The 25,315-nt window shown below is 54.3% G+C and carries 23 protein-coding genes, 1 tRNA gene, 1 pseudogene and 1 CRISPR repeat array; of the genes and pseudogenes, 12 read left to right on the top strand and 13 right to left on the bottom strand.

Going from position 1 to position 25,315, the window contains the following annotated elements; genetic code table 11:
* Positions 1–66 precede the first annotated feature (66 nt).
* Together HNEAP_RS04140 and HNEAP_RS12485 are read left to right on the top strand one after the other, a co-directional pair.
* Positions 67–143: transfer RNA gene (locus HNEAP_RS04140), tRNA-Pro, on the top strand.
* 284 nt (positions 144–427) lie between these two features.
* Positions 428–678 (top strand): annotated as a pseudogene (locus tag HNEAP_RS12485) (transposase); the annotation flags it as partial.
* A 56-nt stretch (positions 679–734) separates the two neighbouring features.
* Positions 735–2,912: a CRISPR direct-repeat array (repeat unit 37 nt; unit sequence GTTTCAATCCGCGCCCGGCGGTTAGGCCGGGCGATTC).
* A 176-nt stretch (positions 2,913–3,088) separates the two neighbouring features.
* Here the strand turns inward: HNEAP_RS12485 and cas2 are convergent.
* A complete protein-coding gene (cas2, locus tag HNEAP_RS04150) occupies positions 3,089–3,379 on the bottom strand; it encodes a CRISPR-associated endonuclease Cas2 (protein WP_012823700.1) in 291 nt (96 codons plus the stop codon).
* A gap of 8 nt (positions 3,380–3,387) precedes the next feature.
* Complete coding sequence (gene cas1c / locus HNEAP_RS04155; protein ID WP_012823701.1) at positions 3,388–4,422, bottom strand: type I-C CRISPR-associated endonuclease Cas1c; 1,035 nt, start codon at positions 4,420–4,422, stop codon at positions 3,388–3,390.
* Between the two features lie 47 nt (positions 4,423–4,469).
* On the opposite strand from cas1c, the gene HNEAP_RS04160 reads away from it, so the two are divergent.
* Positions 4,470–4,775, top strand: a complete 306-nt coding sequence (locus tag HNEAP_RS04160) for a ribbon-helix-helix protein, CopG family (RefSeq protein ID WP_012823702.1) — start codon at positions 4,470–4,472, stop codon at positions 4,773–4,775.
* The gene (locus HNEAP_RS04165; RefSeq protein WP_012823703.1) at positions 4,775–5,128 is read left to right on the top strand and encodes a type II toxin-antitoxin system PemK/MazF family toxin; all 354 of its coding nucleotides are present in this window, start codon (positions 4,775–4,777) and stop codon (positions 5,126–5,128) included. Before HNEAP_RS04160 ends, HNEAP_RS04165 begins: the two co-directional genes overlap by 1 nt.
* Here HNEAP_RS04165 and cas4 read toward each other — a convergent pair.
* From cas4 to HNEAP_RS04220, 11 genes are all read right to left on the bottom strand, one after another.
* A complete protein-coding gene (cas4, locus tag HNEAP_RS04170; protein ID WP_012823704.1) occupies positions 5,112–5,732 on the bottom strand; it encodes a CRISPR-associated protein Cas4 in 621 nt (206 codons plus the stop codon). The two genes, HNEAP_RS04165 and cas4, sit on opposite strands and share 17 nt — an antisense overlap.
* Before the next feature lie 28 nt (positions 5,733–5,760).
* Complete coding sequence (cas7c, locus tag HNEAP_RS04175) at positions 5,761–6,636, bottom strand: type I-C CRISPR-associated protein Cas7/Csd2 (protein WP_012823705.1); 876 nt, start codon at positions 6,634–6,636, stop codon at positions 5,761–5,763.
* A complete protein-coding gene (gene cas8c, locus HNEAP_RS04180) occupies positions 6,633–8,369 on the bottom strand; it encodes a type I-C CRISPR-associated protein Cas8c/Csd1 (RefSeq protein WP_012823706.1) in 1,737 nt (578 codons plus the stop codon). Before cas8c ends, cas7c begins: the two co-directional genes overlap by 4 nt.
* Positions 8,366–9,031 (bottom strand): type I-C CRISPR-associated protein Cas5c, encoded by a 666-nt coding sequence (gene cas5c, locus HNEAP_RS04185; protein ID WP_012823707.1) that lies wholly within the window; start codon positions 9,029–9,031, stop codon positions 8,366–8,368. The genes cas8c and cas5c overlap by 4 nt, the downstream gene beginning before the upstream one ends.
* Positions 9,032–9,039: 8 nt before the next feature.
* On the bottom strand, positions 9,040–11,301 hold the full coding sequence (locus tag HNEAP_RS04190; protein ID WP_012823708.1) for a CRISPR-associated helicase/endonuclease Cas3: 2,262 nt from the start codon (positions 11,299–11,301) through the stop codon (positions 9,040–9,042).
* An 87-nt stretch (positions 11,302–11,388) separates the two neighbouring features.
* Positions 11,389–11,577 carry a HigA family addiction module antitoxin gene (locus HNEAP_RS04195; RefSeq protein ID WP_012823709.1) on the bottom strand — a complete coding sequence of 63 codons (189 nt, stop codon included), beginning with the start codon at positions 11,575–11,577 and terminating at the stop codon, positions 11,389–11,391.
* Positions 11,578–11,880: 303 nt separating this feature from the next.
* The gene (locus HNEAP_RS04200; protein WP_041600360.1) at positions 11,881–12,336 is read right to left on the bottom strand and encodes a tyrosine-type recombinase/integrase; all 456 of its coding nucleotides are present in this window, start codon (positions 12,334–12,336) and stop codon (positions 11,881–11,883) included.
* A gap of 59 nt (positions 12,337–12,395) precedes the next feature.
* Positions 12,396–13,994 carry a gamma-glutamyltransferase family protein gene (locus HNEAP_RS04205; protein WP_012823710.1) on the bottom strand — a complete coding sequence of 533 codons (1,599 nt, stop codon included), beginning with the start codon at positions 13,992–13,994 and terminating at the stop codon, positions 12,396–12,398.
* Positions 13,995–14,031: 37 nt separating this feature from the next.
* Complete coding sequence (locus HNEAP_RS04210) at positions 14,032–15,354, bottom strand: TRAP transporter large permease (protein WP_012823711.1); 1,323 nt, start codon at positions 15,352–15,354, stop codon at positions 14,032–14,034.
* A gap of 2 nt (positions 15,355–15,356) precedes the next feature.
* Entirely contained in the window at positions 15,357–15,947 is a 591-nt protein-coding gene (locus HNEAP_RS04215) for a TRAP transporter small permease subunit (RefSeq protein ID WP_012823712.1), read from the bottom strand.
* Between the two features lie 27 nt (positions 15,948–15,974).
* Positions 15,975–17,066 carry a TRAP transporter substrate-binding protein gene (locus tag HNEAP_RS04220; protein WP_012823713.1) on the bottom strand — a complete coding sequence of 364 codons (1,092 nt, stop codon included), beginning with the start codon at positions 17,064–17,066 and terminating at the stop codon, positions 15,975–15,977.
* A 366-nt stretch (positions 17,067–17,432) separates the two neighbouring features.
* Here HNEAP_RS04220 and HNEAP_RS04225 point away from each other — a divergent pair, with 366 nt between their 5' ends.
* The 8 genes from HNEAP_RS04225 to HNEAP_RS04260 all read left to right on the top strand — a co-directional run bounded on the left by HNEAP_RS04225 (position 17,433) and on the right by HNEAP_RS04260 (position 25,294).
* The gene (locus HNEAP_RS04225; protein ID WP_012823714.1) at positions 17,433–17,879 is read left to right on the top strand and encodes an Lrp/AsnC family transcriptional regulator; all 447 of its coding nucleotides are present in this window, start codon (positions 17,433–17,435) and stop codon (positions 17,877–17,879) included.
* Positions 17,880–18,297: 418 nt separating this feature from the next.
* Positions 18,298–18,990, top strand: coding sequence for a GntR family transcriptional regulator (locus HNEAP_RS04230; protein WP_133484575.1), 693 nt, complete (start codon positions 18,298–18,300; stop codon positions 18,988–18,990).
* 34 nt (positions 18,991–19,024) lie between these two features.
* The gene (locus HNEAP_RS04235; RefSeq protein ID WP_012823716.1) at positions 19,025–20,221 is read left to right on the top strand and encodes a urate hydroxylase PuuD; all 1,197 of its coding nucleotides are present in this window, start codon (positions 19,025–19,027) and stop codon (positions 20,219–20,221) included.
* On the top strand, positions 20,218–21,162 hold the full coding sequence (puuE, locus tag HNEAP_RS04240) for an allantoinase PuuE (RefSeq protein WP_012823717.1): 945 nt from the start codon (positions 20,218–20,220) through the stop codon (positions 21,160–21,162). Before HNEAP_RS04235 ends, puuE begins: the two co-directional genes overlap by 4 nt.
* Complete coding sequence (gene uraD, locus HNEAP_RS04245) at positions 21,153–21,653, top strand: 2-oxo-4-hydroxy-4-carboxy-5-ureidoimidazoline decarboxylase (RefSeq protein ID WP_012823718.1); 501 nt, start codon at positions 21,153–21,155, stop codon at positions 21,651–21,653. Before puuE ends, uraD begins: the two co-directional genes overlap by 10 nt.
* A gap of 65 nt (positions 21,654–21,718) precedes the next feature.
* A complete protein-coding gene (locus HNEAP_RS04250; protein WP_012823719.1) occupies positions 21,719–23,269 on the top strand; it encodes an ABC transporter ATP-binding protein in 1,551 nt (516 codons plus the stop codon).
* On the top strand, positions 23,262–24,371 hold the full coding sequence (locus HNEAP_RS04255; protein ID WP_012823720.1) for an ABC transporter permease: 1,110 nt from the start codon (positions 23,262–23,264) through the stop codon (positions 24,369–24,371). The genes HNEAP_RS04250 and HNEAP_RS04255 overlap by 8 nt, the downstream gene beginning before the upstream one ends.
* A complete protein-coding gene (locus tag HNEAP_RS04260) occupies positions 24,368–25,294 on the top strand; it encodes an ABC transporter permease (protein ID WP_012823721.1) in 927 nt (308 codons plus the stop codon). Before HNEAP_RS04255 ends, HNEAP_RS04260 begins: the two co-directional genes overlap by 4 nt.
* Positions 25,295–25,315 lie beyond the last annotated feature (21 nt).

Here is a 25,315-nt window from a genome sequence, read left to right on the forward strand (position 1 = left end):
ATTATTCGGCGCTGCTCGGTTAAGATGCGCGCCTGATTTTCACACGGTCTTGCTGTGAAATCGATTCGGGATGTAGCGCAGCCTGGTAGCGCACCTGCATGGGGTGTAGGTGGTCGGAGGTTCAAATCCTCTCATCCCGACCAATAAAATCAACAAGTTGGGGTTTTATATCTCAGCTTCGCTTCTCGAAAACCCACTTCCGTTGCCAATTTGTTGCCACTTTTCCATGAGTGGTACAGGCAGAAAATTGCGGTTGTGTTCACTCTGCTTAGCGTTATTGATTGTCGAATTTTCCATATCCTCATTGGATTTCGCCTCGTGACGACCAACGGGCACTGCTAATCATGCTTTTCTGGCCGCTACCCTCCAATTGTTGAGTGCTGGCTCTAAAATATCTCCTCTTTGATTGTCTCCACTCAGGTACAGGATGATTGTTCTGCGACAAATAACGGGCGCCGGTGTCCCGATCAAGGAGTTGTGCCGACGGCACGGTTTATCAGAGGCCAGCTACTACCTCTGGTGCAGCAAGTTTGGCGGCATGGTCGTGTTTGACGCGAAGCGGCTTAAGGCGCTGGAGTCGGAAAACGCTTGACTGATGAAGCTGCTTGGCGAGGCGCTGCTGGAGAGCGAAGTGACGAAGGAAGCCCTTCGAAAAAAGTGGTGACAGCACCGGCGCGCCTGGCGGTTAGGCCGGGCGATTCTCGAACTTATTTACGATACGATCCACACAAGTTGTTTCAATCCGCGCCCGGCGGTTAGGCCGGGCGATTCTCCCATATACCGCATCCAGTCGGCTGATCTTGGGGTTTCAATCCGCGCCCGGCGGTTAGGCCGGGCGATTCGGGTGCATGAGCAGCTGGCCATTCCAGAGCCACAGTTTCAATCCGCGCCCGGCGGTTAGGCCGGGCGATTCGCCTGCCATACCACCTGCCCACATCGTTTTAATAAGGTTTCAATCCGCGCCCGGCGGTTAGGCCGGGCGATTCGCTGCCGGTGGTGGCAACCGATGCCCACGGCTTTGTTTCAATCCGCGCCCGGCGGTTAGGCCGGGCGATTCGAGAATTGGGCTGGTCATGAGGTAACCCATCGATGTTTCAATCCGCGCCCGGCGGTTAGGCCGGGCGATTCATCCATCACCATTACTGCATTTGATGCAAAAATTGTTTCAATCCGCGCCCGGCGGTTAGGCCGGGCGATTCGGCAAGTTGTGAATTGGTATAAAGCCCCAGAACAGTTTCAATCCGCGCCCGGCGGTTAGGCCGGGCGATTCGATTGGAATGGTGACTTAAACTATGCCGGATATAGTTTCAATCCGCGCCCGGCGGTTAGGCCGGGCGATTCCATCGTCCAATGTCACCCGGTGCAGGCTGTAATCGTTTCAATCCGCGCCCGGCGGTTAGGCCGGGCGATTCGTGGTGTCCGAGCACGCTTCCCATGATTGCATGTTGTTTCAATCCGCGCCCGGCGGTTAGGCCGGGCGATTCTTTCGCGGATGGAAAGTTACCTCGCGCGGGGGCCGTTTCAATCCGCGCCCGGCGGTTAGGCCGGGCGATTCGCCAATCCAGACCAGCGCGTTCCCAATCACGTCAGTTTCAATCCGCGCCCGGCGGTTAGGCCGGGCGATTCTCAAGCAAACTCAAACGCTTGTCATTCTGCGACTGTTTCAATCCGCGCCCGGCGGTTAGGCCGGGCGATTCGTTTGTCTCATCGAACATCCGATCAGGCGCAACGGGTTTCAATCCGCGCCCGGCGGTTAGGCCGGGCGATTCCATGCTGTGCAATCAAGGCCAATGGCCGAAAAAGTTTCAATCCGCGCCCGGCGGTTAGGCCGGGCGATTCTTTGCTGATGTCGGCGGATCGGTCAAGTACTACCAGTTTCAATCCGCGCCCGGCGGTTAGGCCGGGCGATTCGAACAGCACTGATTTTGCGCTGGCAGCCATCACCGGTTTCAATCCGCGCCCGGCGGTTAGGCCGGGCGATTCGATAGCATTCAGCGCATCGATGACGGACTGGGCGGTTTCAATCCGCGCCCGGCGGTTAGGCCGGGCGATTCCAGAAGGCCTGACCGTGGACGGTTGGCTGGATCTGGTTTCAATCCGCGCCCGGCGGTTAGGCCGGGCGATTCTTGCGGGGGTGGAGGCATGACCCCAACCAATACAAGTTTCAATCCGCGCCCGGCGGTTAGGCCGGGCGATTCCCGCCAGCTTCCTTGCGGTTGCTGGGCATGAACTGTTTCAATCCGCGCCCGGCGGTTAGGCCGGGCGATTCTGAATCAATTTGCAAAGATGATAACAAGTACGCAGTTTCAATCCGCGCCCGGCGGTTAGGCCGGGCGATTCTTCGGCTGCATCCGCATAGGCATCGCCAAGCTCTTTGTTTCAATCCGCGCCCGGCGGTTAGGCCGGGCGATTCATTCCGGCAAAGAAGTGGCACTGTGTGAATCCGGTTTCAATCCGCGCCCGGCGGTTAGGCCGGGCGATTCCGCTTGCTGCACAGTGGTTGCATCTACCGACTGCTGTTTCAATCCGCGCCCGGCGGTTAGGCCGGGCGATTCTCCAGCAAATCCTGCCCGACTATGATGCTTATATCGTTTCAATCCGCGCCCGGCGGTTAGGCCGGGCGATTCCTTGGCTGGCCTGGGCCTTGTCGATCGATAGCTGGTTTCAATCCGCGCCCGGCGGTTAGGCCGGGCGATTCGTCTGATGCCGCCGATGCCGCCACCGAGCTGATCGTTTCAATCCGCGCCCGGCGGTTAGGCCGGGCGATTCAGCCCCTGGGTTGCGTTTTTAAGCGGCAAGTCGCTGTTTCAATCCGCGCCCGGCGGTTAGGCCGGGCGATTCCGCCTGAGCATGTTGCGCTGCTACGCGAGGCGCTGTTTCAATCCGCGCCCGGCGGTTAGGCCGGGCGATTCTCCACTCTTGTAACGGTACGTTACACAAGCGGATTTTGGCATTTTCCCGCGAAATGCACTCGGGAAGCCAGTAATTCAGCGTTGTTAGTTTTTTATTTCGAAAATTTGATATATGAATCATGATGTTGATTCTTTCGCGAAGGTGCGGGGGTTGCGCCTTTGATAACCATTCGCGCTTATACAATGAGCGTGCCTTCAAAATCTACTGATCGGAAGCAGCCATATTGTTTGACGCGCATTTCTACCGGTTCGATGATGCGATAGAAGCGTAAGTTGTCTTCTGTCTCTTCGATTTCATTAAGCAGGTCTCGCTCCAGTTGTTCATATTGCATTTCATTGATGGTACATTCAAACAGAGATTTTTGAACGCGTTGTCCCATGCGCTCACAAACTTTTGCAACACGACGCAATCGTTTGCGTCCGGCGGCAGTTTCGGTGGAGACATCGTAGGCAACGATGATGAGCATGGATTATCTCACTTTGACTGATAGGGTAGATAGCCATCCATTTCACCACGGATGGTGCGCGCCAAGAACCGCGCCTGAATGAAAGGGAGCAGGCCAATGGGGATCTTTGTTTCTGTGAGCGGGTGGGTGACTATTTCTTGCTTGCGTTCTTGCCAAGCGGTGACAACGGCACGACGGCCCCTGTCATTAAGCATCACGGCGCCCCCTTCTCGTTCGTCAAAATCGCTGGCATTGATCTGGCCCCGGTTGATGAGCGTGAGAGCAAGACGGTCAGCGGCAATAGCGCGAAATTCTTCCATCAGATCAAGTGCCAGTGCGGCACGCCCTGGACGAACGGCGTGCAGAAAGCCTAACTGGGCATCGAGTCCGGTCGCTTCGATTGCGGAACGGCAATCATTCATAAGCATGGCGTAGAGAAAGGAAATTAGGGCGTTAAAACGATCCAGTGGCGGGCGGCGAGTGCGACCATTGAGCTGAAAATTGGCGCGCATGGCCGTCTTGACGATCAGATTAATGGCGGAGAAGTAGCCGCGAGCCGCTTCGCCTTCAATGCCTCGGAGTTCGTCCATTGAGGTGGCTGCCGCAGCAGCACGCAATGAAGCAGCAAGATTATCGGCGCTGCGCGTGAGCTGGGTTGTTTCGATGGTATCACTGGTTTCGCGTGCGCCACGCTGCACGACGCTGCGACTGTTTTTGAGTTTGCCTGACACGATGGTGCGCGCTATTTCCAGCGCAAAGGCAGCATCGGATGCTTGGCGGTGATGCGCTTGCCGCAGCAAGATATTCCCTGAAACCGGGCCTTCAAGACGCGCCTTGAATCGCCCTGAACTATCCATTAATACCAATGATTTGCCATCATCTGCCAAGCGATGCATCAGTGCAGGCGAGATCATGATATTGCCAAAGCAAACGAGCCCATTTAGATGGTGCAGTGGCACCTGAAGCTTTTTTTCGCGCTCAACATCAATGCGCACTGTGGCATTCTCCAGATGCACATAAGCATTGGGGGTCATAATGTAGAGTGTGTTTTGGACTGTGTGCATATTTGTATTACAATGTACGTTACATTTTGTGCTTCATGGAGAATGACATGGCGACTTTAAACTTACGCCTGCCGGATAGCTTGGATCGGCAATTAAGCGCCTTGGCTGCACAAACCCAGCAAAACCGTTCTGATTTGGCGCGCGCCGCACTGGAGCAGTATTTACGTGACCAAGAACGCGAGCGGCTGATGGCCGAGATGGAGGCCGCCTTTCGGGTTTTGGCGACCAGCCCCGAAGCGCGCGCCGAGAGCATCGGGATTGCTGAGGAATTTATGCCGCTAGAAAACGAAGCGCTCGATTTTGTCGAAGGGCGAGAACCGGGCGATGCTGAGTCAGAGGCGTGGTGGAAATAATGCGACGCGGTGACATCTGGCTGGCGCGGTTGAACCCGAATACCGGCGCAGAAATCGGCAAAGTTCGCCCGGTGGTGATTTTGCTGGCGCAGCGCTATTTGGACGCGGGTTCGCCGGTGGTTATGATCGCGCCATTGACTACACAATTCTGGCCAGGCATGACCGCATTGCGCATTGCGGTTCCTCAGCGTGGCCGCCTGCTCAAGGACAGTTTCGTGGCGTTGGAACAAACGCGGGCGCTCGACCGCAGCCGGTTTGGTGATACTCGGCTGGCCGAGTTGTCGGCAGATGAAATGCAAATCCTGGACAGACAACTGATGGCGATGTTCGGTATGGTTATTGCGCCACATTAAACAGCTCCTCACGCAAACGATGCAGCCGCATCTGCTCGGCCAGTGCCTCGGGCTGGCATATTTCTTTCAGCGAACACTCTTTGCAGCGTGCGTCATTCACTGGTGGCGGCAGTTTGCTTGAGGCGAGCATGGCGCGGATGTCTTCCGCCGTTGCAAGAACCAGATCGCGAAGTGCTTGTGTGATTGCTACCTCCCGCCGCCGATGACTGCTGGCATGGAAAATCGCCGCTTTGGGCACCGGGCGGCCCAGCATGTCTTCCAGGCAAATCGCTTGCGCGGCGAGCTGGATGTCGTCGTGCAATTTTTGCCGCTTAGCACCGTGCTTAAATTCAACGGGATAGATGCTGCCATCCGGGTGAAATTCGACCAGATCGGCTTTACCGATCAGGTTGTACTGGTCACTCCACAACGGCAACGCGCGCTCGACACGCACACCGGATTTGATTTCATAACCCGGCGTATCGACCAAGTGATGCACTGCCTGCCCGCGCGCGGTGTGGATGTTGTCCTCAAATGCCTGTTCCAGATGAATCAGCCCACACTGGCGTGGACAATACACCCAGTGTTGCAGAGCAGATAGTGGGACAGAGTCCGGTTCATTCATGATCGTAAAATGATCAGGCCGTATTGGTTCAGAATTTTTTCAGCAAGGTCACGCCAGCCGGAAAATCCGCCTCATCTACCCACACTTCATAGTCGGTAAAGTTACGAGGCACGCTGATCCCTGGTTTCAGTTTAGGCTGGATGCGCTCGAATAGGGCATGGGCAGGTGCATTGCCGAGTTCTGAATCGTGCTTGAATACATATAATCCGCGCGTTGTCATTTCGCCGCGTGCGGCGGAGCGGTCGTGTTCAAACATTTGCGTCAGTGCCTGCCAGAGCAATTCCAGATCGTCTTCTGAAAAGCCGGTTTGCTTGGCGAGAAAACTTGAAATAAAACCGTGCGCCATGTAAAGCCCGTAAGGCACGGTATGTTTGCGACCTTGAATGCCAATCTGTTCTTCAATGGGTTTGTCTTCCTTTCTGGCCGCGCAGACTGTTATTGAATGTTCTTGTGCAATGATGGGGTCGATGGAACGGGCAAAGGTAAGCTGTACCGGCCCGCGCACTTGACCACAGTTGATACCGGTTGACATCACCGCGCCGAAGGTGCGCACGTCGAAGAAGTTGCGGCACATCCACTGTCGGGCATCGTCCACTGCGTCACCACCTTTGCGTTTTTTGTCATCGCCCGCTAGCAACTCTTCACGCCCAATGCCCACGTAGGCGCGCTTGTGCTGATTATTGAGGATGGCTTTTTCCTTCACATAGATTTCATAGGGTGGCTGTTCACCCTTTGCTATGCCAACAAAGTTACGCACTTTGCGCTTCAAGGACACATCAGTCATTAGCCCATGACCGGTTTCCGCATCCATACGCGGCAGGTTTCCGGCATCCGGGTCACCATTGGGGTTGCCATCTTTAACGTCGAACAGCAGCACGAAGTCATAGCGGTTGGTCAGGCTCATTTGGATTCCTCTGGATTGTTGGTGGTTGGTGTGTCGGATTTGGTGAAGAAGGCTTGGCGTTGATGGTAGTAACCCAAGGCGAAGCGGCCTTGGTCTGGCAGGGCGAGAATACGCGGGAAGTCATCCAGCCCGCCCATGATTTCACCGACGAGCCGCTCCATTTGCACCCCGCGGCCTTTGGATAACTTACCGAGATGATGGTTATGTAAGCGCAACAGCGTGGTGAACACTGCAACAGGTGTGCTGGACGCCGCGCCGTAGTAACGGTCCCGGATTGTAGCGTTAAGACCAGGGCTGGCCTCCTCTTGGATTTTTTCCAGGGTGGCAAATAGGCGACCCAGCAAATAAGCCGGGTGCGTGTTGGTTGGGTCGAGCATAACCATAAACTCCTTTTCGTTGTGAGTGCGGCGAATTAGACGGTTGAGCGAGGCCTTAATGATGGCGGCGCGGGCATAATTAGGCTTCTGCTCTGCCCTGTTACGCTGTACTGCTTGATTGAGCAATGTCGCTGGATAAGGCAGATCTTCGAGAATGGCACGCATGACTTCGCCGCCAAGATTGGGCGGGATGTTGTCGGCCTTGCCTTGCACCGCCAATGAAGTGAGCAATCGAAATAAGGATAAATGCTCTGGGTCGTGCGGCGCGCGGGCGATATTAATGTCGTCGAAATGGCAAGCGATACGCTTGGCCAAATTCAGTGCCGATGCCGTTTCCCAGAAACGGATAGCAATGCGGGCAGCGTTAGGCGAAAGTCCTAAAACATGAAAGCGGTCGGTGGCTGAGCCATTCGTGAATTTGCCAGTTTGCACTGCACGATACAGCACCTTCAATGCGTCCGTGCCCCGGTTGGGGTCGTCTTTGGGTGGTTCACCAAACAGATCGGGAAGCGCGGTTTCAAGATCGTTGGCTTGTTCCGCCCAGAATACGGTAGAAGCATCGCCGACTTGGATACGCTGGCGCGAGTCCCGTGCGAGCAGGTGGTTGAGCGCAGTGGTGTAGGCGAAGGTGGCGGGTTTGCCCAAAGGTGCGTTCGCGCCACGCGATTTGCCGTATGAGTTGAACGCATCCAAGTTGAAAGAAACGATATTGGCGCCGGATGTTTGAGCGCCCCATACGCCTTTAATGGAGGGGTGCAACCGTTCAATCGCCATTGGAATGCCGCTGACAAGGCAAATGCCGTCAGGTTTTTCCTCGATGGTTTGAGCGGTTGTGTCAACAATGGCGGGACGTTGGCAAACCAGTTCCACATCGCCATGCAGGCGAAAGGTCATCACTGGATTAGTAGTCAGAATATCCGGCCAAGCGGGCAAGGTTTCAAGTTGCTTGAGGTCAATGTTTTTGAGAAAAGCCAGGATGGCCTGGATGCCTGCATCGCGGAGTGCATCCTCTGGCAAGGCCTCTAGTCGGGCGCGAAAGGCGGCATGTTGTTCGACGACGCGCTCGGGTTTGCCCTTGGTGTCCACGCCGAGCACGTACTCAGCGGTATCCCATAGCAGGTTTGCTGCAACGCCCGAGGTTTTCTTGATGCCCTGCGGGACGAGAAAGCGTTGACCAATTTTTTTCTTGCCTTCAATTGTTCGGGTGTCTGCCAGATTGACCAGTCGCCCCTTAGCGTCTATCTCGATGACGAATGAAATTTCCTTTTCTTCCAGACCGAAAGCGGGCAGCCGGTCTTGAGGGTTCGAAGAGCGCTGACGACGCTGATAGTAATCGTTGAGCGCTTGCAGAATCATCCCCGTACCTCCTCGCTATCCCACGCAGGCACATTCACCACACCGTTTTCCAGTCGGGCGCGAAAGAAGCGTGGCGCGGGGTCGGCAGGGTGGGTGAAATCCAGGTCGTGCAGCATGAAGCCCAGCTCGCGGGTTTCATCTATCGTGGCAGGTTCGGCGGCGAGGTCGGCCACCAGACGAAAATTTGCAGCAAATTCACGACAGCCGAGATAGGGCTGGTTGACGCATTGCCCACGTTTGGCGCGGCGCTCGAACATTTCCTGAAACTTCATTGGGGTGTTGTCCGGCGCGGCGTTGGGTAGTACCTCAAGATCGGCATGGACGCGATACGCCACATCGCGCAGAAAAAGTCCGGCGCGCTGCTGGCGATCGTCTTCGATGTTGAGGCCGAGAATACCGATGCCATTTTTCATCGCGGTTTCGACATTACGCGTGGATACCACGCTGGCGACTTCGTTGCGCCGCAGGTTGATCCAGCGGATCGGCTTCAAAACTTCGATCTTGCGGATATGCCAACGGATTGCGGGCTTCCACAGTATGGCTTCGAAGCAGGCGCGTGCGGCAGAAGGCGTTATCACGTCGTAGCTCACGCGTTCGACTTTCATCTCTGGGCGGGTGAAACAGGCGAAGTCGCCAGTGAGTTCAAGGCAGTAGGTTTTCATGTTTTCCTTTATACAATGAAATTGGTTAACTTCGCGGGCGCGCCATTTGGGTTAAGCCCAAGAATTGGATGATAGAGCCAATCACTAATTTGGATGTACAAGCCCGGTAGAATTTCCTCAACATCGCCTTGCGACAACAGTTTAATGATTTCACGGCGATGGATCGTCACCGTGTAACGTTGGAGTTTACGCATGAGCCAGCGCTCAGAGCCATGCTTTCTCAAGGTGTTCAGCAGTTCGTCCACCTTGTCATCGTTGCCATCCACGCCACGATAACGAACGATGACAGGTGCGCTGTCTTCATCTTTGATGAGTTTGAATTTGTCGGCGGCGGTGCGGAAGTTGACGGCCAGCGTTTGTCCATCGACCTCAAGCAATTTCGTGATGTTTTGCGCATCCAGATCGCAAGCGTGATAAAGCTTCTCGAAATATCTGGCAAACAAGTCGCGTTCAAGTGGCTTGCCAGTGCGGTTATGAAGCACGCTGCGGCAAGCATCCTCACCTTTGCGCAACAGGCCGGGCGGCGCGGGTTTGGGTGGCACGAACACCACGACTTCGCCCCTCTCCAGTTTGCCTTCCCGGTTGCAACGCCCGGCTGCCTGGGCGATCGAATCCAATCCGGCCAATGCGCGATAAACCACCGGAAAATCCACATCGACACCGGCTTCGACCAGTTGCGTGCTGATAACGCGCGTGGGAACACGCTCTTTAAGCCGAGCCCTGATTTGCTTGATAACTTGCGAGCGGTGTTCACCGCACATCAGCGCCGATAGATGTAGCGTGCCTTCCGGCATCAAATCCCACAATTCGTGTGCATCATTGCGGCGGTTGACGATGGTGAGTACGGAATTGTGCTGTTTGATCTCGTTGGCCAGCGTGTCCCAACTGGTCGGCGTGTTCCAGTCGGTAGGCAGACGTACATTGACCCGTTCCAGTTGGGCGTAGAGCGCATCCGGGTCGTCCATGATTTCACGAACATTCTCTAGGCCGCGCATGTTGTTTTTGGCATCGAAATATTCACGCGTAGCCAAAGCTGGTTGGGTAGCGGTGGAGAGCACGACGGTAACGCCGTAGTGCAGCGTCAAAAGATTCAGCACGTCAAGAATGGGTTGCAGGAATTCTGCGGGTATTAACTGCGCCTCATCCATCACCACGACGCTATCGACGATGTTGTGCAGCTTGCGACAGCGCGATGTCTTCGCCGCAAACAGCGATTCGAAAAATTGCACGTTGGTGGTGACGACAATCGACGCGTCCCAGTTTTCGCAAGCGAGACGACTCCTGCTATTTTCTTTATTGGCATCAACTTCAGCATTGCTGTGATGTTCAATCACAGCCTCGCCAAATATGTCCCGAAAAATGTCGGCGGTTTGCTCGATGATACTGGTGTACGGGATGACGTAAATGATGCGGCGCTTGTTGTTCCGCTTTGCATGTTCCAGTGCAAAAGCCATGCTGGAAAGCGTTTTGCCGCCGCCGGTCGGCACAGTAAGTGAGAACAGGCCAGGGGGTTCGTGTGACTTCTCACGACACTGCCGCAAGATGTCGGTGCGTAGCTGGTTGACTGGCGTTGGCTCCGCCGCGAATGTTTTGCGAGCCATGAACTTATCGAATTGTTCGAGCAGTTTTTGCATGCCCTGCCAATCACCCCGCTGTGCGGATTTGTCCATGTCCATGTAAGACTCGGTGTCGAGAAAGTCAGCATCCACCAGACATGAGAACAACATTCGCACCCATAAGGCAAAGCCGTCCTTGCCGCCGGGAATGGTGCGCATGTCGGGAGTGAACGTTCTATGTTTGATAATCTCGGCGGGTGGGTTCTCAGCTAAAGCCTGATCAAGCTCTTCGCGGGAGTCCACTTGCTGTAATCGGTATTCGAGGCTGGAAGACTCAGAATGCCAGTCGTAGAGACCGGCGTGATGTCCCGCGATGAGGTAGGCCAGCACTCGTCCCGATTCCTTGAAACGATCACAGGCCAGCAGCGCGCCCGCAGTTGAGTGAGGGGCTTTACCAGCCTCGCCTTTGATAGAGGCATCGGCATTGAAATCAAAGCCGCTTGCTTTGCGAATGTACTGCTGGAACCTTGGTCGAAACTTGCCCAGATCGTGCCATAAACCCGCCAGATGAGCCCATTCTTGCCCACCGAAAGGCCGCGCGTGATCGGCTGCTCGCATTGCCACACAATTCAGGTGATCGACAAGGTCATGCGGGGCGTTCCAGTTACCGTCTAGATCTTGCTTGGCGTGCGCAATATGTTGAATTTTTTCCATTCCTGACTGCCTTCACCCAGTTTACAGTGCAGTTTGATGCACGATTAAGAATCGAAGAAATTTTTCTTGAAAACTCAATTACGATACTCAAGATTTTGGTGAACTTGCCAAGTCAGAGATGGTTTGGCTGATGGCGCTGTGGCCATTGATGATCCCGGTGATGGTTGAGGGCGCAACACCCAGACTCTCGGCCAATGCTCGAACACTCAACTGTTGGGGTTCAAGATAAATCTGCCGGATAAACGCACCGGGATGCGGTGGGTTGTGCATGGTCATCAGTAATATTCCTCCATAATCCAGTAACCATATATCACTCATGCTGTCACAGCGGTGACCAGTTCATCTGAACGTCTACCCAATTGACTGGAACCCTCGCTGCGCTCTGATTTGTAGTCGTGGCGTTGGTAAATTCGCTTCATGCGATCTTGCTCCACATGATTAAGTCATCGCTCGATAATGTCAGGAAGAATGCCTAACTCGGCCGTGAGAGATGCTCCTGTTCGTCGTAAATCATGGGGTGTCCAAGTGCCAACGAAAAAAATCAACGTTCCTATCGCATTTGTTCGTATCGAGAGCGAATTATTCCGCTGCCGATCTCGCACCTGCCGCGCAATACTTTTGGACACCTTGAAATACCCGTGATTCGTCGTTCCCGCGTAGGCGGGAACCCAGAAAAATCAAGGCGCTGGATTCCCGCCTACGCGGGGATGACGGGTTTTTCGAGTTTCCCTTTTTAAGCCAAATATGCCGATTATCGGTGAGCACAGAGGGCAATACCCATTTACTCCAGTTGGATATTGCGCGTGATTCTTGAAACTGTTTCAACGCGAAATCTGACAAAAAGACCGTGTGGTTCTTTTTGTTTTTCGCATTTTCGGCTGGAATGAGCCATTCACGGTTAACAAGATCCACATGCTCCCAGCGGGCTTGGATGATTTCTCCAACTCGGCACAATGTTGACAGCATGATCCAGATGACGAGCTCTTTGGGGCGCTCCAATTTGGCTGCATCTATATCGAATGTAGGCTTGGTCACAAGTCATCTTTTTTTGGTTCAGTCAAAAGAAATGACACAGAACTCTGAACACTACCGATTCAGTACGCTGCTACGCAGCCGTCACTTCGAGGATCTGATCCGCCTTCAAGCAGCCCGGACGAATTTCTGCTGATGGCACCGGCGTGCCCCATCATTTCTTCGAATGAGCCCACGATTTCAACATCATGCCCCAAGCGGCGCAGTGTCTCGAAGACTTCCGGCGGAAAACGGCTTTCCAGCTTCAGCGAGGTGGAAGGATTACCCCAAGTACGCCCCAGCAGCCAGCGCGGGCGTGTGATGGCATCTTGAAGACCTACTCCCCAACCGGCAATCCGGCTGAGGAGGGCGGATTGAGTTTGCGGTTGCCCGTCTCCGCCCATGCTGCCGTAAACCATAACTCGTCCGTCGCTGAGTTCGGCCAGGGCTGGGTTCAGCGTGTGAAAGGGTTTGCTGCCCGGAGTGATGCTGCGGGGGTTGTCCGGCTGAAGCGAGAAGCTGATGCCACGGTTCTGCCACACGATGCCGGTGTCCTGAAGCACGATACCGCTGCCGTACTCGTGGTACAGGCTTTGAATGACGGAAACCGCGCGCCCTTCGCTATCGATAGCGCCGAACCACGTAGTGTCGCCCATATCACCGGGACCACGCCAGGGGAGCGCACTGCTCGGGCTGATCTTGGCGGCGAGGGTGTTGAGCCGTTCCTCGGAGAGAAACGCGCTGGCCGCTATGGTCATGTCTTGTGGGTCGCGGACGTAGCGATCTCTAATCTGGAAAGCCAGTTTCGTGGATTCGACTAGAAGGTGGATGTACTCGGGGCTGTCCGGTTGGGTATCCAGGCCGCCAGCCCGTTCGAATAGCGACAGAATCATCAGCGAAGCAAGACCTTGCGTCGGTGGAGCGGTGTTGTATAAACGGCCACCGGCAAAGGTGGTGGACAATGGCGTGACGTAGTCGGCTTTATGCTGGTGAAGATCACACTGACGTACCGGGCTGCCAAGACGCAATAACTCATCGGCAATGGCGGTGCCGATTTCACCGCGATAGAACGCGTCGGATGATGTTGCAGCCAGGTGCTTGAGCGTATTGGCCAGTGCAGGATTGCGTTCGGTGCTGCCCATGGAGCGAGCGGCGCCTTGGTCGAGGAATGTGGCAGCGAACCCGGGCAGATTGCCAAGTTCGATCGTGCGCTCGTGTGTAGTTCTGGCTTGTGACTCGGTGACGGGGTGGCCGTTTTCCGCGTAGTCGATGGCGTCAGCCAGAATGCGGCTTAACGGCAAGTGCCCCTGGCATTTTTGCGTGCTGTATTCGAGCGCCTTGTCCCACGCCGACACGGCGCCTGCCACACTGTTGGCGGCCAGCACTCCCCGAGTTGGAATGACATCGTAACCCTGTTCGAGATAAAAGCTGGAGGTGAGGTCGCCGGCCAATCGGCCCGATCCGTCGATACTAACGGGGTCGCTGCCTGGTATCTTTATCAGCCAGAAGGCGTCACCGCCGATCCCGGTCATGTGGGGGTAGACTACAGCCAGCGCGGCGGCTGTGGCCACTGCCGCTTCGATAGCGTTGCCGCCGTCTCGCAATACGGCAAGTCCGGCCTGGGCAGCAAGGTTGTGCGGTGCAACCACCATGCCGTGCTTTGCCAAAGTCGATTTCAACATAATTGATTACCTTTTTTGGTTGAGGATGGCATGAACATTACCAGCCCACCACGCCTGGCAGCCAGGTGGCGATCCCCGGGAAAATCATGACGAGTGTCAGCGCAAATGCCTGGATGCCGATGTAGGGCATGACGCCTCGATAAATATCCTGGGTGAGAACTTCCTTGGGTGCGACGCCCTTGAGATAGAACAGTGACCAGCCAAAGGGTGGGGTAAGGAAGGATGTCTGCAGGTTCATGGCGATCAGGATGCTGAGCCAGACGAGGTCGATGCCCGCATGATGGAAGAACGGCAACATCAGTGGGAGTACGATGTACGAGATCTCGATCCAGTCCAGGAAGAATCCCAGCAGGAACAGCAGAACCATCATGAAAATCAACGCGCCCCAGACGCCACCTGGGAGAAACTCAAACAAGGAATCGATCAGGTCGTCGCCGCCGAGTCCACGGAAGCTCAAGCTGAAGATCTGAGCCATAATCAGGACGAAGAAGGTCATGCCGCTGATTTTGAAGGTGGAGTACACGGTTTCGCGTATCACGTGATAACTGAACCGGCCAGACAGAATCACGACCAGCAGGGCTCCCAGCGCACCCATTGATGCCGCTTCAGTGGGTGCCGCGATACCGCCGATAATCGAGCCCAAGACTGCAAAGATCAGCGCGAACGGCGGGAGGACAACCTTGAGGAGGTCCATGATCAGCTGCCCCGTAGGCATGGCATCACGCTCATCCTGTGGGATGGGTGGCATGGAGTTCGGCTTGAGCTTACTCATGATCACGATGTACAGCAGATACATGCCTGCGAGCATCAGGCCCGGAATCAGTGCTGCCGCGAACAGGGAGCCAACCGATGTGCCGGAAATGTCCGACAGGATGATGAGCACCAGACTGGGTGGGATGATCTGCCCCAGCGTGCCCGCTGCGCAGATTGTGCCGCAAGCGATACGTTTGTCGTAACCGCGCCGGAGCAGGGTGGGTAGGGTGATCAGGCCGACCGTGACCACCGTGGCGGCCACGATGCCGGTTGAGGCGCCCATGAGCACACCGATCAGGATGATGGCGATGGCCATGCCGCCGGATTTCTTCCCGGAAACATGGCCAATGATGTCCAGCATTCGTTCGGCCAGCTGGGATTTTTCCAGCAGTACGCCCATGAAGACAAACAGGGGTATCGCCAGCAGCGTGTAGTTACTGACGATGCCAAAAATGCGAAGAGGTAACAGGTTGAACAAATCCGACCCGAAACCGATCAGGCCAAAAACTAAGCCACTAACCGCCAGAGCAAACGGTACAGGAATGCCGCCCAGGATAAGCGCGAACAACGAAAAAACCATGACGATCGCAAGAACTTCCATCTCCATGATTATTTCTCTGACTTATCGTGCTGATATAGGTGAACAAAGGCCTGAATGGTCATGACGACCCCTTGAAGTGAGACGAGAAGGAATCCCAACGGAATAAACGCTTTAATGACCCATCGATACGGCAACCCGCCCGGGTCGGGCGAGCCTTCACCAATGGCATAAGCCATCTGAAAAAAATGAACGGACATGAACGCTATGGTTAAACCGACGGGAATTACGATTAGAAGTGGAAACAGGGCGTCCATCCACATTTTCACCCGGTCGCTGTAGTACTGGTAGAAAACATCTACACGGACGTGCTCTCCCTGTTGCAGGGTATAGGCAGCTGCCATCATGGCGATGACAGCCAGTATGTGCCATTCCAGTTCTTGTTCAGCCACCCAGCTGCGGTGAAACAGATAACGGGCTCCGACGTCAAAGGCCACCAGCAGTACAAGAACCAGAGTGAGCCATGCGACGGACTGGCTGATTTTTTCAATAAACCAATCCAGCCGCCGACTCCAGCGGTATAGTCCTGAGGCGATAGGGTTCGTCAGGACTGATTCCAAAGGCACTGTTGTGTAGACTGATGATGAATCGTGCTCCGTCATGGTTTCTTATCCTCTGGGTGAAACCAATCAAAGATTCTGATTCAGAACGACAGCTTCGCTGAGGTTCAGCCAGACATCCACCTGCTTCTTGTAGGCAAAGTAGTGGTCGTTGACTTTCTTGGCCAATGGATCTTTGCTGGTTAGTGTCGCCAAGGTATCGAAGGTCACTTCACGAAGCTTCTGGATAATTTCAGGTTTCAGCTTCATGACTTTGACTCCGTGGTTGTCTACGAGGTCCTTGAGAGCGGCGGTATTGTTCGCGTTGCACCACGCAAAGCTGACCTGATTGCAGGCAGCGGCGGCATTTTCGATGACAGATTGGAGATCCTTAGGCAATGACTCGAACATCTTCTTGTTCATCAGGAGTTCAGAGACGTTTGAAGGCTCGTGCCAACCCGGGGTGTAGTAGTACTTGGCGCCGTTCATAAGGCCCATTTTGCGATCCAAGTACGGGCCGACGAACTCGGCGGCATCAATTACGCCACGTTCCAGAGCAGGGAAGATCTCACCGCCGGGTAGCAGTTTGACACTGACACCAAGCTGCTCGTATACCTTGCCTGCCAGCCCAGGAATGCGCATGCGTAGGCCCTTGAAGTCTTCGATGGATTCGATGGGCTTGCGGAACCAGCCGGTCATCTGCATCCCTGTGTTGCCGACAGGCAGTGCCTTGAGACCAAACGGCTCATACACTTCGTCCCACAGTTGCTGTCCACCACCCTCATAAAGCCAAGCATTGACGGCCATGACGTCCATCCCGAATGGAACGGCGGTAAAGTACTGCGCAGCAAATGATTTGCCAGCCCAGAAGAACGAGTTACCCCAGTTCATGTCCACGGTACCTTCGCGGACCGCATCGAAACCGGCCAGCGCCGGGATTAATTCACCCGCGGCATAGAACTTGATTTTCAGGCGGCCACCAGACATGGCTTCTACGCGATCGCAGAAGTCTGTCGCACTGCCGGGGCCGCTGCTATAGAAAGGCGAACCCGCAGGATAGGCACAGGTCATCTTTAGTTTGAAGGTTTTTTTGGAATCCGCTTTCGCAATCGCGGGGGCTATTAATGCTCCGCCAGCTAGTACACCGGTGGTTTTCAGGAAGTCTCGACGTTTCATACTCATGATGTGGCTCCAGATAGCACGTTGGCGATGTAAACACCTTGGGGTTTACAAATGTAGTGAACACTGTCTGTTCAAGCAAAGGACGTGCCAATAGGCTGCTTCAACATAAGTTATTGAATCATATTGTTTGGAATTGGTTTTTTGTTGGTAATACGTTTTTTTCGGTGCGTAATACCAAACAAAACCCCAATTAAAATTTGCGATATTTGATCGTTTGTAAACTGTAATTTTCAATTTCGTTCAATTGTATGGTAAGAAGATTGCTTATCCGTGCTAATACAGCACTTTTAATAGATTTGCATTGTTTTTGTATGGCATTGCCCCGTTGTTGTGCATTGGGGCCATGACTGGCCGTTTGGAGGGCTTATGAATCGTCTGGATACCGAAATTGTGAGTTTGCTTATCAAGAACGGGCGGATGTCTTTTGCTGAAATAGCGCGACGGTTGGGGGTGACGCGTGCTCATGTCCGAGATCGTGTTAATGCATTGCAGGAAGAGGGGGTAATCGAGCAGTTCGCCGCCGTGATCAACCCGGAGAAGTTGGGGAAAACCGTTTCAACCTTCCTTGATATCAAGGTGGCACCACAGGGTATTGAACGAGTGGCTCAAGAGTTGGCGGACCAGCCAGAGATTGCGAGCCTGTATATCATGAGCGATATGAAGAGCCTGCATGTACATGCACTGACCGATACTTACGAACGGTTGCATGAATTTGTGCGAGAGCAGGTGTTCAGTCGAGAAGACATATTGAGCGTTGAGAGTTTGACCCTGCTGAAAAGAATCAAGCATCGCCGTGGCGGGCTGCGATTGTAGGGCGCTGGCTTTTTCGGGCGATTCGCGGTGGCTGAATCCAGCCTTGATGGTTGAGGGTATGAGAATGGGTAAGACGTGCTCCATGTGTCCTCGCCGTTGTTCCTTCAATCTTGATTTTTTACACTTTGTCAGCCGTTCCCCTGTAAAATTGTTTACAAAATATCGAATGATTGGCCAATGGTCGTTTTCGGTGGAAATTCTATTAGTTACTGATTTACCGCCGAAATGATCCGACCAGAAATAAATGTAAGCCAATGCTCTTCAGCATGCTCTTAAGGGGGTAGAAAATCTTGTTCACAGTTTCGAACGGAAAAAACTAAAATAAATTGCACACTAAGATTCAAATTGTATACAATCCAGATGAATATTGAATTTCAATGATTTTTGGATTGAGTACACTCTGTCGCAAGGGGGTTATGTGGAAAAATCCAAAGGGTCGAAAAGTCAGGAAGGCATCGTTTATGAGCGTTTGTTCGACGTCATCATCGAGCAAAAGCTGCAACCTGGGGCGAGGCTTACCGAAATATCGCTAGCCGATATTTTCTCGGTCAGTCGCACAGTTGTTCGGCGGGCGCTACTGCGGCTTTCTTACGAGGGCGTGGTGGATATCAAGCCCAACATCGGTGCGATCGTTACAACGACTGAGCCTGAAGATGTTCCTCAATATTTTGAGGCGAGACGGATTGTGGAAGGTGCCCTGATTCGGAAGGTGGCAGGCAAGCTAACCACGTTTCAGGAAGAAACGCTGAATGCGATGGTGCGCGAAGAGAACCGCTATTTCATGGGTGGGAACCGGGCCAGAGGACTTAGAAAGTCCATCGATTTCCACTTTTACATAGCCGATATTGCCAACAACAAACCGTTGGCCGAGATGGGTAAAAAGATGATTGCCCGAACTTCGCTGATTGTGGCGCAGTACAACCTGTCGGGTTCCGGCGGTTGCGCCTGCGTCGATCACTCGGCCTTGGTCGATGTGATGGTGAACGGGCCGGGTGACATTGCAGAAAGCATGATGCATGAGCATCTGCAGCATATCGAGGACAACCTGTATTTTGGCAAACAGAATATAGAGACGGATTTGTACAGAATACTTGAAGTAGACAGGTCGTGATTTCCTGAAAATCAATCGGCCATGAGGGTGAATTATGGATTCCTACATGCTCGAATGGCTGGTTCTGATGACCAAATGGGCGCACCTCATCGTCGGTATTGCATGGATCGGTGCCTCGTTCTATTTCAACTGGCTGGAAGGGCATTTGGAGCGTGGTAAAGGCGATCTGACCCCCGGTGTTGCAGGTGATTTGTGGGCGGTTCACGGTGGCGGCTTCTACCATGTGGAAAAATTTGAAGTCGCGCCCGCCAAACTGCCGGAATTGCTGCACTGGTTCAAGTGGGAGGCGTATTTCACTCTGATCACCGGTGTTGCCTTGCTGGTTCTCGTTTTTTACCGCGCTCCGTCGCTCTATCTTGTCGATTCAACTGTCGCAGATATCTCGCCCCAGATCGCGCTGATTTCTGCTGTTGGTTCGATTGTTGGCATGTGGCTGATCTACGATGCCTTGTGCAAAACGAAACTGGTTGAGAACGGTCTGGCATTTTTCGCCCTGATCTTCGGTCTTATCGCGCTTTACGCTTTGGGTGCATTCCATGTCCTGAGCGCGAAAGCGGCCTTTATCCATGTCGGCGCGGTGATTGGCACCATCATGGTGGCTAATGTCTTTTTCGTGATCATCCCCTCGCAAAAAAAGATGGTTAAGGCCATGCAAGCGGGTGTGCCGCCGGATGGCGATTTTGGGCATCGAGGGTTCATCCGTTCTCTGCACAATAACTACTTCACCTTGCCGGTCCTGTTCATCATGATCGCCGCGCACTACCCGATCGCCTTCGCGAACGAGCATGTCTGGTTGCTGCTTATCATGATTTCGCTAGCGGGTATTTTGATCCGGCATTTCTTCAACCTTAAAAACCGGGGGCGCAAGAACTTCCTGTTCCTGGTGATTCCTCTTTTCTTGATTGCCTTTGCCGTCTGGTTTACAGCACCCAAACCGACTGTGGCGCAGGCAAACACGGAGCAAGTCAGCTTCGATGCGGTTTATCAGGTTATGCAGACGCATTGCATTGTCTGTCATGCCCAGAAACCAACCTTCCCCGGATTCAACGCCCCGCCCAACGGGGTTTCACTGGCGTCGAAAGCAGACATAGAGAAATACCGTGATGCAATATACGCGCAAGCGGTGGCGTCACACGCCATGCCGCTCGGCAACGTGACGCACATGACCGAAGCTGAACGGGCCCTTATCGGTGCATGGATCAAGCAATACAAGCCAGGAGCCAAGCCATGAGCCAAGCCCGAAGTCAGATCATCAACTCGGTCGTGAGTGACGGCTATCCGCGTGATCTGATCGGTTACGGTCAGATACCGCCACAGGTGGCTTGGCCGCATGGGGCGCGAATCGCTGTGCAATTTGTCATCAATTACGAAGAAGGTGGTGAAAACTGCATTCTTGAGGGCGATCCAGCCTCGGAAGCGTTTTTATCCGATGTCATCAATGCCACCCCTCGTGTTGGGTTGCGTCACATGAGCCTCGAATCTTTATATGAATATGGTTCGCGTGCAGGACTCTGGCGGTTACATCGCTTGTTCGGCGAGTTCGGCATACCGGCGACAGTTTTTGCGGTGGGCCGAGCGATTGAGCAAAACCCTGATGCGCTCGAGGCAATGCTCGAGTCAAACTGGGAAATCGCCAGCCACGGTTATCGCTGGATCGACTATCAATCAGTCACACCCGATGTCGAGCGGGCGCATATTCGCCGGGCAATCGAGATTCATAAAAGCATGATCGGGTGCGAACCCGCTGGTTGGTATATCGGGCGCGATACGGCTTGGACGCGCTCGATCCTGCTAGAAGAAGCCAAGCCCCTTTATGATTCGGATTCTTACGCGGACGATCTGCCGTATTGGGTGCCGGGCGCGGGCAAACCGCATCTGATCGTGCCCTATACGCTTGATTCCAATGACATGCGTTTTCTTACAGCGCAGGGTTTCAACTCGGGCGATCAGTTTTTTACTTATCTGAAAGATAGTTTCGATGTGCTCTATGCCGAAGGCCTGGACACGCCGAAGATGATGTCCATCGGTCTGCACTGCCGTATTTCCGGGCGTCCCGGACGGTTGATGGCCCTGAAGCGATTCATCCAGTATGTGTTGGCGCAGCCGGATGTCTGGGTGTGCCGTCGTGATGAAATCGCCCGGCATTGGACGGAAAACCACCCATGTCGATGACCATTGTAAAGATTAACGGACTTTCGGCCGAAGCGTTCGTCGCTGACTTCAAGCCGCTTCTGGAACACGCCGAGTGGGCAATCGATCGGTTGGCAGCGTCCCGTCCTTTTGCCAATCACGATGATCTGAACCAGAAGATCGCCGAAATCGTCCGTTCGGCTGATGCGGCAGAAAAGCGTTCCGCCCTGATCCATCACCCGAAACTCGGTTCCGGGGTTCGGATTCAGGGCTTTTCATCGTCCGAGCAAAGTCAGGCCGGGCTGCATGCACTGACTGCAGACGAGTTCGCGCAATTCGAAAAGGACAATGTGGATTACGAGCAGAAGATGGGCTTCCCATTCGTGGTGGCCGTGACCGGTCTTGATAAGCAGGAAATCATGCAGTTACTTGAATTGCGCATGAAGAACGATCCATCGGTCGAGTTTGTTATTGCGATTGATGAACTGATCAAGATCGCCTGTATACGTGTAGCCAAATTGGTTCCTGACTGACGGGCCCTGCCGCCAGGGATGGTTTTCGATAAGCCCTTAAGTATGTCCTTGAGAAGGAGAGTTGAGTGAACATAGATACCCCAACAAGACTTTCACGCCTAGAGTTAGTTGGCATTACCAAGGCTTATCCTTCTGTAGTTGCCAATCAGGACGTAAACCTGCTCGTTCGGCCCGGCGAGATTCATGCCGTACTGGGTGAGAACGGCGCGGGCAAAAGCACCCTGATGAAAATCATCTATGGTGTGACTAAGCCTGATTCCGGTTCCGTGCTCTGGGATAACCGGGAAGTGTCCATCGAGTCGCCAGCCGAGGCTCGGAAAATCGGAATCGGAATGGTGTTCCAACATTTCTCGCTGTTCGAAACGCTTACTGTTGCCGAAAACATCTCCCTAGCGTTGGATTCGGCCATTGCGCCCTATGAGCTGGCGCAGCGCATCACGGAGGTGTCCGAGCAGTACGGCTTGCCGATTGATCCGCACCGACTGATCCACAGCATGTCAGTGGGTGAACGTCAGCGTGTCGAGATTGTACGCTGTCTTCTGAATAATCCCCGCCTGCTGATCATGGATGAGCCAACTTCGGTGTTGACGCCCCAAGCGGTTTTGAAACTGTTCGAAACACTCCGCCGCCTCGCTTCTGAGGGCTGCAGCATCCTGTATATCAGCCATAAGCTCGACGAAATCCAAACGCTTTGCGACAAGGCGACCATTCTACGGGGTGGCCGAGTGACCGGAACTGCGATTCCGAGTGAGGAAACCCGCGAATCGCTGGCGCAGATGATGATCGGTCGCAGTCTACCGGAATGCCAGATGGCGCCACAGGTCCCTGCAGAAACCCGATTGAGCGTGAAACAACTCAACCTGTCTACAATCGACCCGTTCGGCACCCCATTGAAAAACATCAACCTCGACGTGCGCAGTGGCGAGATCGTGGGGATTGCCGGCATTTCAGGTAATGGTCAGAAAGAATTGATGGCGGCGCTATCGGGTGAGCAACCCATGCTTAAGGGCGCTATGACGACGATTTGTGGTGTGGCAGCCGATCGACTTTCAGCCGGACAGCGGCGCGATTTAGGTTTGCGGTTCGTGCCCGAAGAACGGCTGGGCCGGGGCGCCGTGCCGTCGATGAGTTTGCGGCTCAATGCCCTGCTGACATCGGGTACTGGCGATGGCCTGGTCAACAACGGCCTGATTTCTTACCCTAAAGTTCAGGCCTTCGCGCAGGATGTCATCGCCCGGTTCAATGTGAAGTGCGGTGGTGCTGAGGCTCTGGCCAACAGCCTTTCGGGTGGGAATTTGCAAAAATTCATTGTCGGGCGGGAAATAGCCCAGCGGCCGAAGGTGATGATCGTGGCGCAGCCGACCTGGGGGGTGGACGTGGGGGCAGCACAGATCATCCGGCAGGCGTTGATTGATCTGCGCAACGAGGGCGTGGCCGTGCTCGTAGTCTCCGAGGAACTTGAAGAACTGTTCATGATTTGCGACCGCATCGCCGTGATTGCTGATGGTCGGTTGTCGCCTGCCATTCCCGCCGCCGATACCTCCGTGGAGAAAATCGGCCTCTGGATGAGTGGCGCGTTTGAAGAGGCCAAGGTCGAGGAGGTGCAGCATGCCTAGATTGGAACGCAGGCCCCTGCCCTCGCGGGCGATGATGTTCGCTTCGCCCTTGATTGCGGCGCTCTTGATGCTGGTGACAGGCTACATTCTGTTCAGCATCATGGGCAAAGATCCTCTGCAGGCCTTCTGGGTATTTTTCATTAAGCCACTGACCACGTCCTACGGTGTCAGTGAGTGGTTGCTGAAATCAACACCGTTGATTCTCTGCGGGGTTGGGCTAGCCATCGGTTTTCGTGCACGGGTGTTCAATATTGGTGCCGAAGGTCAGTTCACGATGGGGGCCATCGCCGCTGGCGGCGTCGCACTGTATTTCTACAACACGGAAGCCATCTGGGTGTTGCCGTTGATGATGCTGGCCGGTGTTCTGGGGGGTATGGCCTGGGCCGCGATTCCCGCCTTTCTGCGCACCCGTTTTAACACCAACGAAATTTTGGTCACCTTGATGCTGGTGTATGTGGCGCAGTTATTCCTTGGTTATCTGGTTCAGGGTCCATGGCGTGATCCAGAGGGCTTTAACTTCCCGCAATCGAAGATGTTCACTGATGCTGAAACCGTACCGGCGTTGATCGAGGGTTTCCGGGTGAATTGGTCCTTTATTGTTGCTTTGGTGCTGGTGGCCGTTTCCTGGTTCTTCTCCTTCAAGATGTTTGCCGGATTCCGAATGGAAGTCAGCGGGCAAGCACCCGATGCGGCGCGTTACGCCGGGTTCAGCGAGAAGCGTAATGTTTGGTTTGCGCTTCTGATCAGTGGCGGTCTGGCTGGTTTTGCTGGCATGGCCGAGGTCGCAGGGCCGATCGGCCAGTTACAACCCACCATTTCGCCCGGTTATGGATTCGCCGCAATCATCGTTGCTTATGTAGGTCGCCTACATCCATTGGGCGTCCTTTTGGCGAGCTTGCTGCTGTCCCTGCTTTACCTTGGTGGCGATACGGCGCAGATGGATTTGAACCTGCCTTCGGCCATTACCGGATTGTTCCAGGGATTATTGCTGTTCTACCTGTTGGCCGCCGATATTTTTATTCACTACCGGTTAAAGCCTGATCCGAGTGACGCACGTAAACCTATGGCGCCCCCACCGGAACCCGAAGGAGATATCACATGAGTACCGAGCAAATCATCCTCATTCTTGTCAGTGTCGTGACAGCGGCAACGCCGTTGGCTTTTGCGGCATTTGGTGAGCTGGTCACCGAGCGTGCGGGCGTGTTGAATCTTGGAGTCGAGGGCATGATGCTCCTCGGTGCGGTGATCGGATTCGCGGTAGCAAAGGATTCCGGTAGCTTGGCGTTCGGATTTTTCTGCGGCATGCTGGGCGGTATGGCGATGGCCTTGATCTTCGCCGTGCTCACTCAGCATCTACAAACTAATCAGGTAGCGACGGGCCTAGCGTTGACTCTGTTTGGTGCGGGCTTAAGTGCCTTCATTGGCAAAGCGTATGTGGGCATGTCGATCACTGGCTTGACGCCGGTCACGATTCCCTATCTAAGTGAGATCCCCGTGCTGGGCCCTCTACTGTTCCACTATGACCTTGCGGTTTATGGCTCGTTCGTCTTGTTGTTCGCCTTGATCTGGTTCTTCAAGTCGTCGCGATGGGGATTGATCGTCCGTGCCGTCGGTGAATCACCGGTTTCCGCTCATGCCATCGGTTATCCCGTGATCCGTATTCGTTATTTCGCGATTCTGTTCGGCGGCGCGATGAGCGGTATTGCCGGGGCGTATCTTTCGCTTGCCGTGACCCCGATGTGGGTGGAAGGCATGACGGCAGGGCGGGGCTGGATCGCGCTAGCACTGGTGGTTTTTGCCACCTGGAAACCGATGCGGGTGATGGTGGGCGCTTACCTGTTCGGAGCCGTGACGGTGATGCAATTTTACGGTCAGGGCATGGGCATCCATGTGCCGTCGCAGATTCTTGCCATGCTGCCGTATATCGTGACCATCGTGGTGCTGGTCCTGATTAGCCGTAATCCGAAAACTATTTTGCTCAACCAGCCGATGTCGCTGGGTGTGAGCTTTTATCCGCGTGCATAACTTCGGTGCGCGCACGGATTA

The organism is Halothiobacillus neapolitanus c2 (assembly GCF_000024765.1).
Classification (GTDB): Bacteria; Pseudomonadota; Gammaproteobacteria; order Halothiobacillales; family Halothiobacillaceae; genus Halothiobacillus; species Halothiobacillus neapolitanus.

Bases quoted from the DNA above. Each gene is read 5' to 3' on its own strand.
- cas2 (WP_012823700.1), bottom strand. From the start codon at position 3,379: ATGCTCATCATCGTTGCCTACGATGTCTCCACCGAAACTGCCGCCGGA.
- cas1c (WP_012823701.1), bottom strand. From the start codon at position 4,422: ATGCACACAGTCCAAAACACACTCTACATTATGACCCCCAATGCTTAT.
- HNEAP_RS04160 (WP_012823702.1), top strand. From the start codon at position 4,470: ATGGCGACTTTAAACTTACGCCTGCCGGATAGCTTGGATCGGCAATTA.
- HNEAP_RS04165 (WP_012823703.1), top strand. From the start codon at position 4,775: ATGCGACGCGGTGACATCTGGCTGGCGCGGTTGAACCCGAATACCGGC.
- cas4 (WP_012823704.1), bottom strand. From the start codon at position 5,732: ATGAATGAACCGGACTCTGTCCCACTATCTGCTCTGCAACACTGGGTG.
- cas7c (WP_012823705.1), bottom strand. From the start codon at position 6,636: ATGAGCCTGACCAACCGCTATGACTTCGTGCTGCTGTTCGACGTTAAA.
- cas8c (WP_012823706.1), bottom strand. From the start codon at position 8,369: ATGATTCTGCAAGCGCTCAACGATTACTATCAGCGTCGTCAGCGCTCT.
- cas5c (WP_012823707.1), bottom strand. From the start codon at position 9,031: ATGAAAACCTACTGCCTTGAACTCACTGGCGACTTCGCCTGTTTCACC.
- HNEAP_RS04190 (WP_012823708.1), bottom strand. From the start codon at position 11,301: ATGGAAAAAATTCAACATATTGCGCACGCCAAGCAAGATCTAGACGGT.
- HNEAP_RS04195 (WP_012823709.1), bottom strand. From the start codon at position 11,577: ATGACCATGCACAACCCACCGCATCCCGGTGCGTTTATCCGGCAGATT.
- HNEAP_RS04205 (WP_012823710.1), bottom strand. From the start codon at position 13,994: ATGTTGAAATCGACTTTGGCAAAGCACGGCATGGTGGTTGCACCGCAC.
- HNEAP_RS04210 (WP_012823711.1), bottom strand. From the start codon at position 15,354: ATGGAGATGGAAGTTCTTGCGATCGTCATGGTTTTTTCGTTGTTCGCG.
- HNEAP_RS04215 (WP_012823712.1), bottom strand. From the start codon at position 15,947: ATGACGGAGCACGATTCATCATCAGTCTACACAACAGTGCCTTTGGAA.
- HNEAP_RS04220 (WP_012823713.1), bottom strand. From the start codon at position 17,066: ATGAGTATGAAACGTCGAGACTTCCTGAAAACCACCGGTGTACTAGCT.
- HNEAP_RS04225 (WP_012823714.1), top strand. From the start codon at position 17,433: ATGAATCGTCTGGATACCGAAATTGTGAGTTTGCTTATCAAGAACGGG.
- HNEAP_RS04235 (WP_012823716.1), top strand. From the start codon at position 19,025: ATGGATTCCTACATGCTCGAATGGCTGGTTCTGATGACCAAATGGGCG.
- puuE (WP_012823717.1), top strand. From the start codon at position 20,218: ATGAGCCAAGCCCGAAGTCAGATCATCAACTCGGTCGTGAGTGACGGC.
- uraD (WP_012823718.1), top strand. From the start codon at position 21,153: ATGTCGATGACCATTGTAAAGATTAACGGACTTTCGGCCGAAGCGTTC.
- HNEAP_RS04255 (WP_012823720.1), top strand. From the start codon at position 23,262: ATGCCTAGATTGGAACGCAGGCCCCTGCCCTCGCGGGCGATGATGTTC.
- HNEAP_RS04260 (WP_012823721.1), top strand. From the start codon at position 24,368: ATGAGTACCGAGCAAATCATCCTCATTCTTGTCAGTGTCGTGACAGCG.